The following is a 13,177-nucleotide window of genomic DNA, read 5'->3' on the forward strand; positions in this document are numbered from 1 at the left end:
TTGCACCACATCCACCACCGGACGGACCCTCACCATCCACCCCCAGCACACCCAGCTGGCCGCCGCCCGCCGCGAGGCCACCAACCCGGCATGGCAGGACGAGTACCGCCGCTGGCGTCCCCCGGTAGAACGCGGAATCGCCTGGCTGGTAGCCCACGGCAACCGCCGCGTGCCCTACCGCGGCGTGACCCGCAACGACACCTGGCTCCACCACCGCGCCGCCGCACTCAACCTCCGCCGGCTGATCAACCTCGGACTCNCCCACACCAGCACCAACGGCTGGNCCCTGACCGCCGCACCCCCTTAAACCACGGCCATCCACCCCCACCAGCACCCCGCAAGATTTTCAGTGATCTTCTAGGGGTTCTTGTGCCAGGGGGCGTCGGGGTCGGCGAGGGTGTCGAGGACGAGATGGCACCAGGTCAGTGCGGCGTTCACAGCGAGGTGAGCGTGGCGGGGGCGCAAGCCGGCACGGGTGGCGGCGGGGCCGTGGCCGGTGCCTGAGCGGTTGCGCAGCTCGGCGAGGCCGACCGGGATGTTGGTGACCGCTCCGAGGATCTTCTTCACCGGGTCGGTGCCATCGGGTCCGGGCGTGCTGGCCGACGGATGCAGGTTGAGCGCCCGCTGGGCCTGATCGGCGAGCTTGGGGACGTCGTCCCTGTCGCTTACCGGTAGGCCGCGCTCGGTCAGCGCGACTTTTGCGGTGCTCTCGATGAGTTCCTTCGCGCTGCCGATCGCGAGCGCTGGGTCGTCGACGACCGCGTGCTGGATCCGGTCGAGGTGCTCGCGGATGGCCGAGGGGTCCTTCAGGTTCGCGAGGGAGCCGGCGGGAAAACGTGGTCCGGCCGACGTGATGCGTCCGGTGGACGGGTCGACGAGATATCCATCGCGGCGCAGCGACGCGAAAAAGTTGTCGACAGCTGGCCCGCTCAAGCCGTGCAGCAGCCACTCGAAGGCCCGTAGAGCCCGGCCAACCTGGCGTTCATCTGTCCAGTCGACAGCGTCGAGGTACGCCTGGGTCAGGCCGCGGCGCTGGCCGAGTTCTTCGTGACTGGCGGCGGGGTCTGGTTCGGCGAAGCCCACGCCTTGGAAGGCCCTGTTGATGAGAGGGAGCGTGGCCTCGTCCTTCATGAGGTTGCGGAAGAGGTCGCGGCTGACCCGGCGGACGATGTCGTGGCTCATGCGGCGCCGTCACGCGCGACCGGGCGCCTGCCGACGGTTGCCTTGTCGAGGTGGCCGTACACGGTCGAACGCGGTACGCCGAACATCGCGGCGATTTGGGCGACGGTGTGCTCGCCGTCGTCGTAGAGCCGCTGGGCGAGCGCGGCCTGGTCGGTGGTGAGCCGCGGCCGGCGCCCGCCGACGCGGCCGCGGGCCCGCGCCGCGGCGAGGCCATCGTGGGTGTTGGCAACGATGAGCTCGCGCTGGTACTCGGCGAGTACGGAGAGCATCCCGAACATCGCCCGGCCCTCCGGGGTGGTGGTGTCGATGCCCTGCTCGATCACGTGCAGCCCGACCTCGCGCTCGCGCAGCTCGGCGCCGAGTGTGACCAGATGCAGCAGCGAGCGGCCGAGCCGGTCGAGGCGGGTGGCCTTGAGCGTGTCGCCGGCGCGCAGCAGGTGCATCACGAGGTCGAACTTCGGCCGGGACGCCTTCGCGCCCGAGGCGATGTCGAGGTATATGTCGTGCTCGGCGACGCCGACGCGTAGTAGCGCGTCGATCTGGTGGTCGGGGTTCTGGTCCGGGGTCGAGACCCGGGCGTAGCCGATCAGCACAGCGCCGGAATCTACCGCAGGCAGCCGTTTGCCGACATTGAATTTCGACGCGGCTTGCCGACGCCCTCCGAGAGGTGTCGGACGGCTTGCGAGCGGGTGTCGACAGACAACCGTTTCCCGACATCCACGCGCGAGCCCTCGGAGAGTGCCTGTGCCGGTGGTCGCCGCAGGGGCGAAGGATGCTTCAATAAGTGAACGTTCATTTATCTAGGGGAGGGTGTGGTGGCGGGACGTCCCCGAAGGGTCGACGATTCGGTGATCTTGCGTGGGGCGGCTGACGTGATCGGCCGGGTGGGCCCGGCGGGGCTGACTCTGGCGGCTGTGGCTGGTGAGGTCGGGCTGGTGGCCGGCACACTCGTGCAGCGCTTCGGGTCCAAACACGGCCTGCTGGTCGCGTTGGCCAGACAGGCCGTCCAGGACGCGGACGTCCGGTACGAGCGGATACGCCACGAACATGGCTCTGCCCTGGCGGCGCTGGTAGCACTGGCGGTGGAGTCGATGGCGTCCATGGCCACGCCGGAGAGCTTCGCCAACCACCTGGCGCTGTTGTGTGTGGACCTCACCGATCCGCAGCTTCACGAGCACGCCCTGGGCGTGCACCAGGCCCAGGGACGAGCGATCCAGATGCTGCTGGCCGAAGCGGTGTCCGCGGGAGAGCTCCGGGCCGGAACAGACACGGCGGCGCTGACCGGATCCGTCCAAGCGATCATCATCGGGGTGGGTCTGACGTGGGCCCTCGACCGGCGGGGCACGCTGCCACAACGCCTTCGGCAAGAGATCAACGCCCTTGTGTCATCCCACGTCCCGTCCCGCGACGGCCTCAGCTTGGAGGAATCATGACCCACGACAGACCGCCGCTGGCCGCAAAAGTCGCCCTAGTCGCGGGAGGCACCCGAGGCGGCGGGCGAGGCATCGCCGTCGCGCTCGGGGCCGCGGGTGCCACCGTGTACGTCACCGGCCGCAGCAGCACGGCCGGACGTTCCGAGCTGGACCGTCCGGAGACCATCGAGGAAACCGCCGAACAGGTCACCGCAGCCGGCGGTACCGGCATCGCTGTGCGCACCGACCACAGCCGTCCGCGGGAGGTCCGCGCGCTGGCCGACCGGATCGCGACCGAACGCAACGGTCAGCTTGACATCCTGGTCAACTCCGTCTGGGGTGGCGATCCGCTGACCGACTGGGAGCATCCCCTGTGGGAACAGGACCTGGACACCGGCCTGCGGCTGCTGCGGCAGGCGGTGGAAACCCATGTGATCACCAGCCGGTTCATGCTTCCCCTGATGGTCGCCCGCACAAGCGGTCTGGTCGTGGAGGTCACCGACGGCAACACCGCCCGCTACCGCGGCTCGTTCTTCTACGACCTCGCGAAGTCCGCCGTGATCCGCCTCGCCGTGGCCCAGGCCGCCGAGCTCCAGCCACACGGCATCACGGCTGTCGCCCTCACCCCCGGCTTCCTGCGCTCGGAGGCCCTGCTGGAGCACTTCGGTGTCACAGAGGCCACCTGGCGTGACGGCGTGGCCAAGGACCCCCACTTCGCCTACTCCGAAACCCCGACCTACCTGGGACGGGCGGTCGCCGCACTGGCCGCCGACCCCGCCATCATGACCAAGACCGGACGGGCACTGGCCACCTGGGACCTGTCCAAGGAGTACGGGTTCACCGATACCGACGGCGGGCAGCCGGACTGGCCCGCGCACTGGGCCAGCGCCTTGGAAGAAGAACACGGGCCACTCGGGGACCCACTGTGATCCCTGCGGCGCAGGGTCCTCCACGGCACTGCTGCCATGGAAGGTGGCACCCCTTCTTCCTGCTCCGGCCGATCCGATGCGTGAAGGCCGGTTCCCTGTCGCCGGGGCGGGTGGCTGGTGATCGCCGCTTACTGCCCGTCGGTGTCGGGCGCGTCGTCGGGGTCGCGCAGCGGGCGCAGGTTGGCGCCTTGCGGCGGTGGGGAGAAGGAGTAGCGGCCCAGGCAGTTGAGGTGGGCGTGGCCGAGTGGGGAGAGCCGGGCGACGTCGTCGTCGCGGATCTCGTGGCCGTCGTTGCGCAGAGCGGTGAGGGCGGCGTCGAGGTAGCGGCTGTTCCACAGCACGACGGCGTTGAGCACCAGGCCGAGGGCACCGAGCTGGTCTTCCTGCCCCTCGCGGTAGGCCTTGTAGATCTGCCCCCACTTCCCGTGGAAGATCGTCCGGGCGAGTTTATGGCGGGACTCCTGCACGGTGGTCTGGGCGTTCACCGCCCGGTGGTGGGGGTCGTCGACCGGGTCGACCATCGCGAGCAGGTGCACGGTCTTCGCGATTCGGCCGTACTCGGCGAAGGCTTGGCCCAGCGGGGTGGGATGGCCGTCGCGGCCGAGCATCCGCAGCACGTCGTAGGCACGGACCTGGCCGGTGACCAGGGAGCCGGCGACGCGGAGCATGTCCGGCCAGTGCCCGATGATCCGGTGCAGGTTGACTTTGTTGCGGGCGATCGCGTTCAACGACCCGTAGTCCCCGGCCGGGTCGCCCGGCCAGGTGGCGCGCCAGTAGCGGGTGTCACCGATGTCGGCGATCCGGGGGGAGAACCGGTAGCCCAACAGCCGGAACACCCCGAAGACCATGTCCGAATAGGACGCCTCATCGGTCGCGATCATCTCCGGTTTCGGGCCGGCATCGAGGTTGAGCAGCACGTCGAGGATGTGCAGGCTGTCGCGCGGGGTGCCGGGCACGACCTTCGCGCCGATTCCGGCGACCTGGTCGTTGACCGCGTTCAACCAGGTCAGGCCGCGCCGGTAGCCGAAGTACTTCGGCGAGGGGGCGGCGTTCAGCGTGCGGACGGGAACGACGAAGCGCAGCCCGTCGACGGAGGCGAGCAGCCCACCACCCCACGCCTGGGCGAGCGACACCTCCGCCTGGGCGGCGATGAGCGTGGCGTTCGCCGCGGTGTGGGTCTCGGCCCGCAGGTAGTTCTGGTCGACGTGGGAGAGCCGGCCGCGGGTGAGTGCCGGGTTGTTCGGGTCGGTCACCGGGGTCAGCCCGACGTTGCAGGCCTCGGCGACAAGCAGCGCCGCGACCGACAGGGCCAGGTCGGTCATGCGGGCCTGCGCGCCGGAAACGTGAAGGTAGGCGTCGAGGAACCCGGTCCAGCCGTGCACCTCGAGCAGCAGTTCAGGCAGGTCGATCCGGGGCAGCATCGCCGCGGTGAGATCACGCAGTACGGTCAGGCTCGCCGGGATCTCCAACGCCCCGGCCGGCAGGTTGACCGACGTCCACGACGCCTGGTGGGCCGCGGCCCGCAAGGCCCACGGTGAGGCCGCCGGGACCCGGGCGCTGATCGAGGTTCTGCTGCTACACCGGCACATGCCCCACGACCACGTCGTCGCCGGACTGGCGACCGCGCTGGCCGCTGGCGCGTTGACCGCCGACGCGGTCGCGCTGGAGGCCCGCAAGGCCGCGGACGTCGCCGGCCCGGGCGCTGCCCGCTCGGCGCACGATCCGGGAGCGGGCGTCCCGCCGGTCGGGCCCACGACCGCGACAATCACCTCGTTGACTGCGCGGCGCCTGGCGCACCTGCCACCCGATACCCGGCCGCTACCGTCCGTGGCCGCCTACGACCAGCTGCTGCGCCGCCGGCGCACCGCCGATGAAGGGACCACCCCGTCATGAACACCCGATGAGCGTTCACCGCGCCACCGCGGGCTGACCGAGCAGGCCGCCGACGCCGCCGTCGACCAGGCCTGCCGGCTCCTGCGACTGCCCACGATCCGCGCCGAGTTCGGCGAGATCGCCGACACCGCCGCCCGCGAGCAGATGTCCTACCGCGCGTTCCTCGCCGAGATGCTGATGGCCGAGTGCGACGACCGGGCCCGTCGCCGCAGCGAACGCAGGATCAAAGCCGCTGGATTCCCACGGGACAAGTCGCTGCGGGCCTTCGACTTCGACGCCAACCCGGGCATCGACCCCGCCGCCATCCACACCCTGGCCACCTGCGAGTGGGTGAAGAAAGGCCTACCACTGTGTCTGATCGGGGACTCCGGCACCGGGAAGTCCCACCTGCTCATCGCGCTGGGCACCGAGGCCGCGATGGCCGGCTACCGGGTCCGTTACACCCTCGCCGCCAAGCTGGTGAACGAACTCGTCGAAGCCGCCGACGACAAAGTCCTGGTCAAGACCATCGCACGCTACGGACGTGTCGACCTGCTCTGCATCGATGAGCTGGGCTACATGGAACTCGACCGCCGCGGTGCCGAACTGCTGTTCCAGGTCCTCACCGAACGTGAGGAGACCAACTCCGTCGCGATCGCTTCGAACGACAGCTTCGGCAGCTGGACCAAGACCTTCACCGACCCCCGCCTTTGCGCCGCCATCGTCGACCGCCTCACCTTCGGCGGCAACATCCTCGAGACCGGCACCGACTCCTACCGCCTCGCCCGCACCCGCGCACAAGCAGACCGAACCGCCTGATCCCCGAGCGTCGCGCCGGACCCGCCAGCGCCGGAACCTGTTCCGGTCTCGCCCCCCGCATCACCGCCACCATCGCAGCCCCGGTCGAGACCAGCCCGCAGAACTGGGTCACGGTGTCAGCCAGCGGGCAGGCACCTGGACCCGCATCGGGTCCCCTGAGCATGACCCGACAGCCGGCACGGGAGCGGTTCTCCGGCGAGGAGTGCCCCGACCCAGGAGCAGACCCGAGACACCCCGCACCAGCGGACCGACCACCGATCTGTGATCGGCCCCGGTAGATGGCGGGGATCGGGTCGCGCTGGATGGCAGGGTCCCGTGCGGTAGAAAACCCTTATGCCCTTGCCCCCGCGGTCGACGTCCAGCAATGTCCGGCAGGCCATCGAGGTCTTCGACGAACGGTTGGTCGCGGCCGACCTGGCAGCGCTGGCGCACCCGTCCCCCTGCGACGGGTGGACAGGTGCGGACGTCGTCGCGCATGTCGCCCGTAACCTCGCGGGGCTCTCGGATGCCCTGCGGGGAGGTGACTACCGCGTCGCGACCGCCCAGCCGGGCCTCGATCCACGTCGAACCTGGGTATCAGCGCAGGAGCGCGCCTTGGCTGACCTCGAGACCTTCGACGTGCGTGGCGTCCCCGACATGCGGGTGCGGATCGGGCAAAACACGGTCACGGCCGAGTACCTGCTTGTCGCGCTCGTGCGGGACGTGACGATCCATGCCTGGGACCTCGCCCGCGCCGTCGGCGGGGACGACCGGCTGCCCGCTGATCTGGTGGAGGCCGTACTCGCGGACATGCCCGCGATCAGCGAGGAGATGCGGGGACCGGGGCGCTACGGCTCCGTCGTCCCAACACCGCAGGATGCCGGGGCGCAGGAACGCATGCTTGCTCTTGCCGGCCGGATGGTGCGCTGACGCGACAGGGCCGTCTAAAGGCTCGAACCACCCAGGCCCCGTCATCCAGCGAGGCAGGATCCCTGCCGTCTACCGGGGCCGGTCACAGGCAGTGCAGCTGCCACCGCAGCTCCGTCGAGTCCGGGGCAGCCGGGACAAGGACCTGATCGTGAGCATTCACCGGGTCACCATGGCACACCACTCCGGCACTCTTGATCCCGGTCCGCCTGCCACATAGCGCGGCTGGAACGCTGCCAAAGAGCGGGGCCGGTCACACACCTGCCCGCTTGCTCAGCGTCCGCCCGAACTGCGGTCGCCACTCACAAACATCGATCATGAAAATGATCGACAAGTGCGGTCAGGACTCACCGACATCCGCGGCCACAACTCGCGGCCAAAGCCACGCGCGGTCTCCTTGGCGCGGCTGGGGCAGCGGGCCGGTCCGTCGGGAAGCCTGGTCGGCAGCGTGTGACCAAACCTCTTGGCTAGAAGCGCCGCCGTGGCCCAGACCGCACCTCGCGGGTTCAGCGTGTTTGACCGCAGGTCGTGGCCCGAGGCCCGCCGGATCGCCGCCATCCTGCGCCGAGAGGTCATCGGTGGCGCACTGCTGCTCGCCGCCACGGTTCTGGCCCTGGGGTGGGCCAACTCGCCGTGGTCAGAGTCGTACCGGTCGATGCTGTCCCACCGGGTCAGCCTGCCCTGGCAGCACCTGAACCTCAACCTGGCCAGGTGGGCCGCCGACGGGCCCGCCGCCGAGGACCGGCCGGCGATGGCCCCGGCCCTTCAGTTGCGGTGGTGCGCGGTCATGGGCAGGCCGTCATGGGGGCGCAACGTGACGAGCGGTTGTGGGACGATCTCGACGCCCGCGATCGGCTCGAACGACCAGTGACGGCTGATCGCGGCCAGGGCGAGGACCCCCTCGGCGTGGGCGAACGTGTTGCCGATGCACTGGCGCGGCCCGCCGCCGAACGGAAAGTAGGAGTAGCGCGGCTGGTTGGGCGGAGCCGCGCCGACGCCGATGGCCGGGCCCAGCCAGCGGGTCGGGTCGAAGCGCTCCGGGTCCGGCCACCAGTGTTCGTCGCGGTGCACCACCCACTGGCTGAACAGCAGCGTCGAACCGGCCGGCAGCAGGTAGCCGCCGACGTCGCGGTCCTCGGTCAGATGGCGGCCCATCGCCCATACCGGCGGGTAGAGCCGCATCGATTCGCGTAGCACCGCGTCCGTGTAGGGCAGCCGGGGCAGGTCGTCCATCGTCGGGATCCGGTCGGCCAGGGCCGAGTCGAGTTCGGCGTGCATCCGGGCCGCCACCTCCGCGTTGCCGCCCAGCAGGTGGAAGGTCCAGCTCAGCGCGTTGGCCGTCGTCTCGTGTCCAGCCAGCATGATCGTCAGGGCCTCGTCGTGCACCTCCTCGTCGGCCATGCCGGCGCCGGTGTCGGCGTCGCGGGTGGACAGCAGGAGCGACAGGAGGTCGTCGCCGCCTGCGCCGGCCCTGCGCCGGCCCTCGATCAGGTCGTAGACGACCCGGTCGAGCGATTCTCGCGCGGCGCGCCGCCGCCGGGGCCCGGGCAGCGGGAGCCGTTCGAACGTCTCAAACCCCGGCATCCGGGCCGACCTGGCGGCCGGCATGTTCGCGCTGATCGCGGTACGCACGACGGCGATCACCTCGCTGTCGAGGTCGACGCCGAACAGAGTGCGGGCGACGATCGCCAACGTCATCTCGGTCATCTCGGCATGGACGTCGAGGCGCAGGCCGTCACGCCAGGTGGCGGCGGTTTCGTTGGCGATGCGGGCGAACGTCTCGCCGTATCCGGCGATGCGCTCGCGGTGGAACAGAGGCTGCATCAGTCGGCGCTGCCGGCGGTGGACCTCGCCGGACGAGGTGAGCAGGCCCTGTCCGAGCAGCATCGCCAACGGCTGGACCACGGTCTCGTTCGACCCGAACCCGCGCCGTACCGCGCCCTTGGCGTGGGTGCGGTTCGACCCGACGAGCCCGTCGCCGATCGCGGTCGGGTCCGCGACCAGGAACGCCGAGACCGGCCGGGAACTCAGGCGCACGACCGGGCCGTACTCGCGGCGCAGGCGGGTCAGGCCGGCCAGTGGGTCGGCGCGTATCAGACGCATCGCCGAGAGCGGGCCGCCGGCGGGCCCGGGCACCTCCTCGGCCGGTCGGGGGCCTGTGTCCGGCGAGTCGGGGAAGATCGGGATAGCGGTCATCGGAACCTTTCCTGGTTGGCCTGGTGGCCTGGTGGCCTGGTGGCCGGTCGGCCGGTCGGCCGGTCGGCGGGCTCATCCGAGCAGGACGATCAAGGCGACGAGGACGCTGATTTTTACAACGAGCAGCATGTCGGCGGCGCGATCGTCGACATGGCGGATGTTGACCGTTTCCAGTACCCGCGGCACCGCCACCCGCATCTGTGACCACATCAGGACGACCGCGCCGGCGCCGACGCAGGCGACAGCGATCTGTGCTCGCAGCGACCCCGGGGCGTACACGCCGGTGATCGCCGTCGCCGCCACCAGGGCGAACACCTTGATCGCCACGAACTGCGCGAGCGTGGACCGCGACCGCAGCAGGACGGCGGCCAGCGTGGCCGACAGGGCCAGGGTGACAAGCGCCGTCGCGGCCGTGTGCGGGTACACCTCGACCTTGGCCAGTCCCGAAACGTGGAGTCGGGCAGCAGCCTGGTTGACCGGAATCAGCCGCAACAAGCCGACCGTGGCTGCGGCGAGCGCCGCCTCGCTGCCCCGCAAGACGAGCAGGGCGGCCGGGACGAGCAGCAGCCGCCGGCCCACGACGGCCAGAGCGAAGGCGCGCCCGCCCGCCGCCAGGCCGGAGTCGGAGTCGTCGACGCGGCCGGCAGCGGCGGTATGTGTGTCCGAGCGGGCCATGTCAGGCACCTCCGCACGACGGGTGGGCGGCCGTCTGCTGGTCGAATGTGACGCCACTGATCGACATCTGGACCCGCACGCCCTGCCCGCTCGACGTGACGGCATCGAGGTGCGCGCCGAACGGAGGACCGCCGAGCGATCTCACGCCGCCGCCGGCGGCTCCGGGGGCGGCGACTGCGCTAGCGGTGGTTCCGGTGGCGGTTGTCCGCGCGGTGGCACCGCCGCCCACGTCCAGGCCGCCGGCACCGGCACTGATCAGATTGCGCAGCGTCCCGTACGGGACCGTCACGCCTAGCGTCGCGGACCCGATCGCGAGTTTCGCCCCGCCGCCCGAGCCGACCAGGCCGGCCATCGGGGGGAGCCGCAGATCGCGCAGGTCGATCGTCACAGCGACCAGCCGCGCCCTCGGGCCGGCTGCGCCCGTCGTGACCCGTGCCGACGAAACGTGCCCGGTAGCCACCTCGGTCAGGAACGGAAATCCGCCGACGTGCACCGCAACGCCGTCACTCAGCATCCCCAGGCAGGCCAGCCGGGTGGCCAGTCGGTGCTCGACGACCCGGACGAGCAGGCGGTCGGTCACCACCAGGACGGTGGCGGCCAGCACGACCACGCCGACCACCAGCCGGAACCGGTGGCCCGGCGGGCGGGCCGGCGCGGGAAGCTCCACGGTGTAGGCCGACATGGGACCAGCAGACCGCGCCAACACTCGAGTTCGATGTCAGCCACATCGGCGTTCCGTCTGCCATCTGCCCGACCGACGCCGCGGTGAGCATGACCGTGGCCGGCGAGTGGCGGACCCTCCACGCGGAGGCTGCTCGTCGAGATGGGCCAGGTGCAGCAGGTCGTCCACGAGCGCGCTCATCCGTCGGGTCTCCTCTTGCACCCGACGCACCGCGGCGTCCGCCCCTGACGGCGGAACCGCACCCTGCCGCAGCAGGTCGATGTAGCCCCAGACCAACGCCAGGAGGGTCTCGCGCCGGGCACCGACCGCGGCCCCCGTGATGGCGATGGTCGTGGTGGTGGTGCTCGCGTTCGCCGCAGCCGGGATGGTGCTGGTGGGCCGGGTTGTCTCGACCGGTTCGTCGACTGGCTCTGTTCGCGAGAACGGACCGCGGATGTTCGCCGCTTCGGACCGCACTTGACGATCAAGGCCGGTGATCGATGTTCGTGAGAACGAGCCGCGGCGAGACCGGCGTGCGCGCGAAGTGCCAGCCGGCAGCGGCCAAGGAGGGAGCGAGAGGATTCGCGCGGTGGTTGGCGCCGAGATGGATCTTCGTCGTCAACCACGTGTAGAACCTGGGGCTTGACCTCACCATGGCTTGAGGTTCGACGCTGGCGGGCATGACCTTCTCCGGCCGCGCAGCGGTTGTCCTGGGTCCTGGCGGGCTCGTCGGCACGGCCTGGCTGCTCGGGCTGGCCGCCGGACTGCGCCGTGACGGTGTGGACCTCGCCGACGCCGATCTGATGGTGGGAACCTCGGCGGGTGCGATCGCCGGGGCGATTCTGGCTACTGGTGGTGACCCCCACCGCCTCGCCACCCTGCCCAACTCGTCCGGCCTGCCCGGCCCGCAGCGGCGCCCGGACCCCCAACTGATGGCAGAGGTGTTCACCACCCTCGGCGATCCTGGGCTCGACCCGGCCGAGGCCCGCCGCCGCGTGGGCCGGATCGCGCTCACCGCCCCGACCGTCCCCGAGGACGTACACGTCGCCAGCATGAGGTCCCTGACCGGTACACCTGACTGGCCGGACCGACGGCTACTGATCACCGCCGTGGATCTCGAGACCGGCCAGCCCGTCGTCTGGGACCGCACCAGCGGCATAGCGTTGCCCGTAGCCGTCGCGGCAAGCTGCGCCACGCCCGTCGCCTACCCGCCGGTCACGATCGACGGCCGCCGCTACATGGACGGCGCTCTGGGCGGAGGATCCCATACCCACCTCACCGCCGGCGCGGACACAGTCGTGATCATCGAACCACTGGCGCACAGGTTCGGGTCCCCCGCCGAGCCGGCCGGCGCCGCCACCGTGCTACGGATCGTCCCTGACGAGGCGGCTCAGAACAGCCTCGGCCCCGACCTGGGTGACCGGACCCGCTGGCAGTCCGCTTTTCAGGCCGGCGCGAACCAGGCCTCCGAAGCCGCCCGACGCATCCGTCCGACCGCGTAGATCAGCGTGAGCGCCAACGCCAGCGCGGATCTCCCTCGACCCCCAAGAACTGCAGCAAGGAGTGGGGTGCGGTCGAAACTCACGAACACAAGCCACCAGGACGAGCGGGTGCGGTTGGATGCGACGAAGAACTGCGGTCACAACCTGGGAACAGAACCAGTCGACCGCGTGGGCCGGCGCACCCGGGGCGGGGACTACCGCCCCTGGGCCGTCGGGCGGCGCGACGGGCCTGGCGGGTACGGCCACCGGCGGAACACCGGCCGGCGGCACACCCGGACAACCGTCCGGCCATTGCCGTCCACGGGTCCAACCTGGCCGATCCGTTCGTGCTGACCGTCGCCGGGGTCAGTTACGCCTACCGGACGAATACTACAGGGGTAACGTCCCGGTGCTGCGCAGCACCGAGATGCGGACCTGGCAGGCGGTCGGGAACGCGTTGCCGACCCTGCCCCGGTGGGCCGCCTCCGGCCAGCTCCTGACCTGGGCCCTGGCCATCAATCCCGTCGCCGGCGGCACGAGTCCATACACGGCCGGGACCAACCGCTACCTGACCTGGAAAAGCGAAGGGATCCGGGCCGGGAACGTCCCAACGTTGTGGGCCGCGCGGATGAGCGCGGACGGCCGCAGCCTGGCCGGCCCGGCGGTGGAACTGTGAGGTGCTGCCCGTTTCACGGACACGCGATAGTTGGACTATATCAGCTTTACGCCGCCTCCGGTATTGATGTCTGACTCGTCAGGTAGAGATGTTCGACGTGTTCCGGAGTGTGGTAGCCGAGGGTGGAGTGGAGTCGCTGCCGGTTGTAGAAGACTTCGATGTACTCGGCGATCGCACTGCGGGCGGCGCGGNGGNNGGGGNAGATTTCTCGGTAGACGAGTTCATTTTTGAGTGTGCCGAAGAAGGATTCGGCGGCGGCGTTGTCCCAGCACACTCCGGTGGCGCCGACGGAGGGTCGCGCGCCGTGCTTGCTCAGGGTTCGATGATAGGCATCGGACGTGTATTGCGCGCCGCGGTCGCTGTGGAAG

At 70.4% G+C, this 13,177-nt stretch carries 15 protein-coding genes and 2 pseudogenes; 9 read left to right on the plus strand and 8 right to left on the minus strand.

All coding sequences use genetic code 11. The features are described 5' to 3' along the window. Positions 1 to 259: transposase (locus UK82_RS30105; protein WP_236706618.1), on the plus strand; the 259-nt coding region annotated here is incomplete at both ends. A 98-nt stretch (positions 260 to 357) separates the two neighbouring features. On the opposite strand, the gene UK82_RS30110 is transcribed toward UK82_RS30105, so the two are convergent. Beyond that, on the minus strand, positions 358 to 1,182 hold the full coding sequence (locus UK82_RS30110; protein ID WP_055410803.1) for an abortive infection family protein: 825 nt from the start codon (positions 1,180 to 1,182) through the stop codon (positions 358 to 360). Next, positions 1,179 to 1,775 (minus strand): recombinase family protein, encoded by a 597-nt coding sequence (locus UK82_RS30115; protein ID WP_055410806.1) that lies wholly within the window; start codon positions 1,773 to 1,775, stop codon positions 1,179 to 1,181. The genes UK82_RS30110 and UK82_RS30115 overlap by 4 nt, the downstream gene beginning before the upstream one ends. 219 nt (positions 1,776 to 1,994) lie before the next feature. Here UK82_RS30115 and UK82_RS30120 point away from each other — a divergent pair, with 219 nt between their 5' ends. Both UK82_RS30120 and UK82_RS30125 read left to right on the plus strand, forming a co-directional pair. After that, on the plus strand, positions 1,995 to 2,615 hold the full coding sequence (locus UK82_RS30120) for a TetR/AcrR family transcriptional regulator (protein WP_396230687.1): 621 nt from the start codon (positions 1,995 to 1,997) through the stop codon (positions 2,613 to 2,615). Next, positions 2,612 to 3,523 (plus strand): SDR family oxidoreductase, encoded by a 912-nt coding sequence (locus UK82_RS30125; RefSeq protein ID WP_055410808.1) that lies wholly within the window; start codon positions 2,612 to 2,614, stop codon positions 3,521 to 3,523. Before UK82_RS30120 ends, UK82_RS30125 begins: the two co-directional genes overlap by 4 nt. Before the next feature lie 128 nt (positions 3,524 to 3,651). On the opposite strand, the pseudogene UK82_RS30130 reads toward UK82_RS30125, so the two are convergent. Continuing rightward, positions 3,652 to 5,328: pseudogene (locus UK82_RS30130) on the minus strand (transposase); the annotation flags it as partial. Positions 5,329 to 5,449: 121 nt separating this feature from the next. On the opposite strand from UK82_RS30130, the gene istB reads away from it, so the two are divergent. The 3 genes from istB to UK82_RS41115 all read left to right on the plus strand — a co-directional run bounded on the left by istB (position 5,450) and on the right by UK82_RS41115 (position 7,991). Continuing rightward, on the plus strand, positions 5,450 to 6,214 hold the full coding sequence (gene istB / locus UK82_RS30140; protein ID WP_055410810.1) for an IS21-like element helper ATPase IstB: 765 nt from the start codon (positions 5,450 to 5,452) through the stop codon (positions 6,212 to 6,214). Positions 6,215 to 6,547: 333 nt separating this feature from the next. After that, entirely contained in the window at positions 6,548 to 7,123 is a 576-nt protein-coding gene (locus UK82_RS30145; protein ID WP_055410811.1) for a TIGR03086 family metal-binding protein, read from the plus strand. Positions 7,124 to 7,601: 478 nt separating this feature from the next. After that, positions 7,602 to 7,991 (plus strand): Na+/H+ antiporter NhaA, encoded by a 390-nt coding sequence (locus tag UK82_RS41115; RefSeq protein ID WP_236706619.1) that lies wholly within the window; start codon positions 7,602 to 7,604, stop codon positions 7,989 to 7,991. On the opposite strand, the gene UK82_RS30150 is transcribed toward UK82_RS41115, so the two are convergent. The 3 genes from UK82_RS30150 to UK82_RS30160 all read right to left on the minus strand — a co-directional run bounded on the left by UK82_RS30150 (position 7,886) and on the right by UK82_RS30160 (position 10,673). After that, positions 7,886 to 9,316, minus strand: coding sequence for a cytochrome P450 (locus UK82_RS30150; RefSeq protein ID WP_055410812.1), 1,431 nt, complete (start codon positions 9,314 to 9,316; stop codon positions 7,886 to 7,888). The genes UK82_RS41115 and UK82_RS30150 overlap by 106 nt on opposite strands. 72 nt (positions 9,317 to 9,388) lie before the next feature. Next, positions 9,389 to 9,991, minus strand: a complete 603-nt coding sequence (locus UK82_RS30155; RefSeq protein ID WP_055410813.1) for a hypothetical protein — start codon at positions 9,989 to 9,991, stop codon at positions 9,389 to 9,391. A 1-nt stretch (position 9,992) separates the two neighbouring features. Then, positions 9,993 to 10,673, minus strand: a complete 681-nt coding sequence (locus tag UK82_RS30160) for a DUF2993 domain-containing protein (RefSeq protein WP_055410815.1) — start codon at positions 10,671 to 10,673, stop codon at positions 9,993 to 9,995. Between the two features lie 319 nt (positions 10,674 to 10,992). Here UK82_RS30160 and UK82_RS33910 point away from each other — a divergent pair, with 319 nt between their 5' ends. The 3 genes from UK82_RS33910 (at position 10,993) to UK82_RS30175 (ending at position 12,809) form a co-directional block, all read left to right on the plus strand. Further along, a complete protein-coding gene (locus UK82_RS33910; RefSeq protein WP_161849189.1) occupies positions 10,993 to 11,133 on the plus strand; it encodes a hypothetical protein in 141 nt (46 codons plus the stop codon). Positions 11,134 to 11,332: 199 nt separating this feature from the next. Beyond that, positions 11,333 to 12,154, plus strand: a complete 822-nt coding sequence (locus UK82_RS30170; RefSeq protein WP_055410819.1) for a patatin-like phospholipase family protein — start codon at positions 11,333 to 11,335, stop codon at positions 12,152 to 12,154. Positions 12,155 to 12,542: 388 nt separating this feature from the next. After that, the gene (locus UK82_RS30175; RefSeq protein ID WP_055410821.1) at positions 12,543 to 12,809 is read left to right on the plus strand and encodes a hypothetical protein; all 267 of its coding nucleotides are present in this window, start codon (positions 12,543 to 12,545) and stop codon (positions 12,807 to 12,809) included. A gap of 46 nt (positions 12,810 to 12,855) precedes the next feature. On the opposite strand, the gene UK82_RS41125 is transcribed toward UK82_RS30175, so the two are convergent. Together UK82_RS41125 and UK82_RS41130 are read right to left on the minus strand one after the other, a co-directional pair. Then, the coding region (locus UK82_RS41125) for an IS3 family transposase (protein WP_236706620.1) at positions 12,856 to 13,000 on the minus strand (145 nt) is incomplete at its 5' end. Positions 13,001 to 13,010: 10 nt separating this feature from the next. Beyond that, a pseudogene (locus UK82_RS41130) lies at positions 13,011 to 13,177 on the minus strand (integrase core domain-containing protein); the annotation flags it as partial.

Origin of the sequence: Frankia sp. ACN1ag (assembly GCF_001414035.1) — a bacterium.
Taxonomy (GTDB): Bacteria; Actinomycetota; Actinomycetes; order Frankiales; family Frankiaceae; genus Frankia; species Frankia torreyi.

Bases quoted from the DNA above. Each gene is read 5' to 3' on its own strand.
- UK82_RS30155 (WP_055410813.1), bottom strand. From the start codon at position 9,991: ATGGCCCGCTCGGACACACATACCGCCGCTGCCGGCCGCGTCGACGAC.
- UK82_RS33910 (WP_161849189.1), top strand. From the start codon at position 10,993: ATGGCGATGGTCGTGGTGGTGGTGCTCGCGTTCGCCGCAGCCGGGATG.
- UK82_RS30125 (WP_055410808.1), top strand. From the start codon at position 2,612: ATGACCCACGACAGACCGCCGCTGGCCGCAAAAGTCGCCCTAGTCGCG.
- UK82_RS30160 (WP_055410815.1), bottom strand. From the start codon at position 10,673: ATGTCGGCCTACACCGTGGAGCTTCCCGCGCCGGCCCGCCCGCCGGGC.
- UK82_RS30170 (WP_055410819.1), top strand. From the start codon at position 11,333: ATGACCTTCTCCGGCCGCGCAGCGGTTGTCCTGGGTCCTGGCGGGCTC.
- UK82_RS30110 (WP_055410803.1), bottom strand. From the start codon at position 1,182: ATGAGCCACGACATCGTCCGCCGGGTCAGCCGCGACCTCTTCCGCAAC.
- UK82_RS30150 (WP_055410812.1), bottom strand. From the start codon at position 9,316: ATGACCGCTATCCCGATCTTCCCCGACTCGCCGGACACAGGCCCCCGA.
- UK82_RS30145 (WP_055410811.1), top strand. From the start codon at position 6,548: ATGCCCTTGCCCCCGCGGTCGACGTCCAGCAATGTCCGGCAGGCCATC.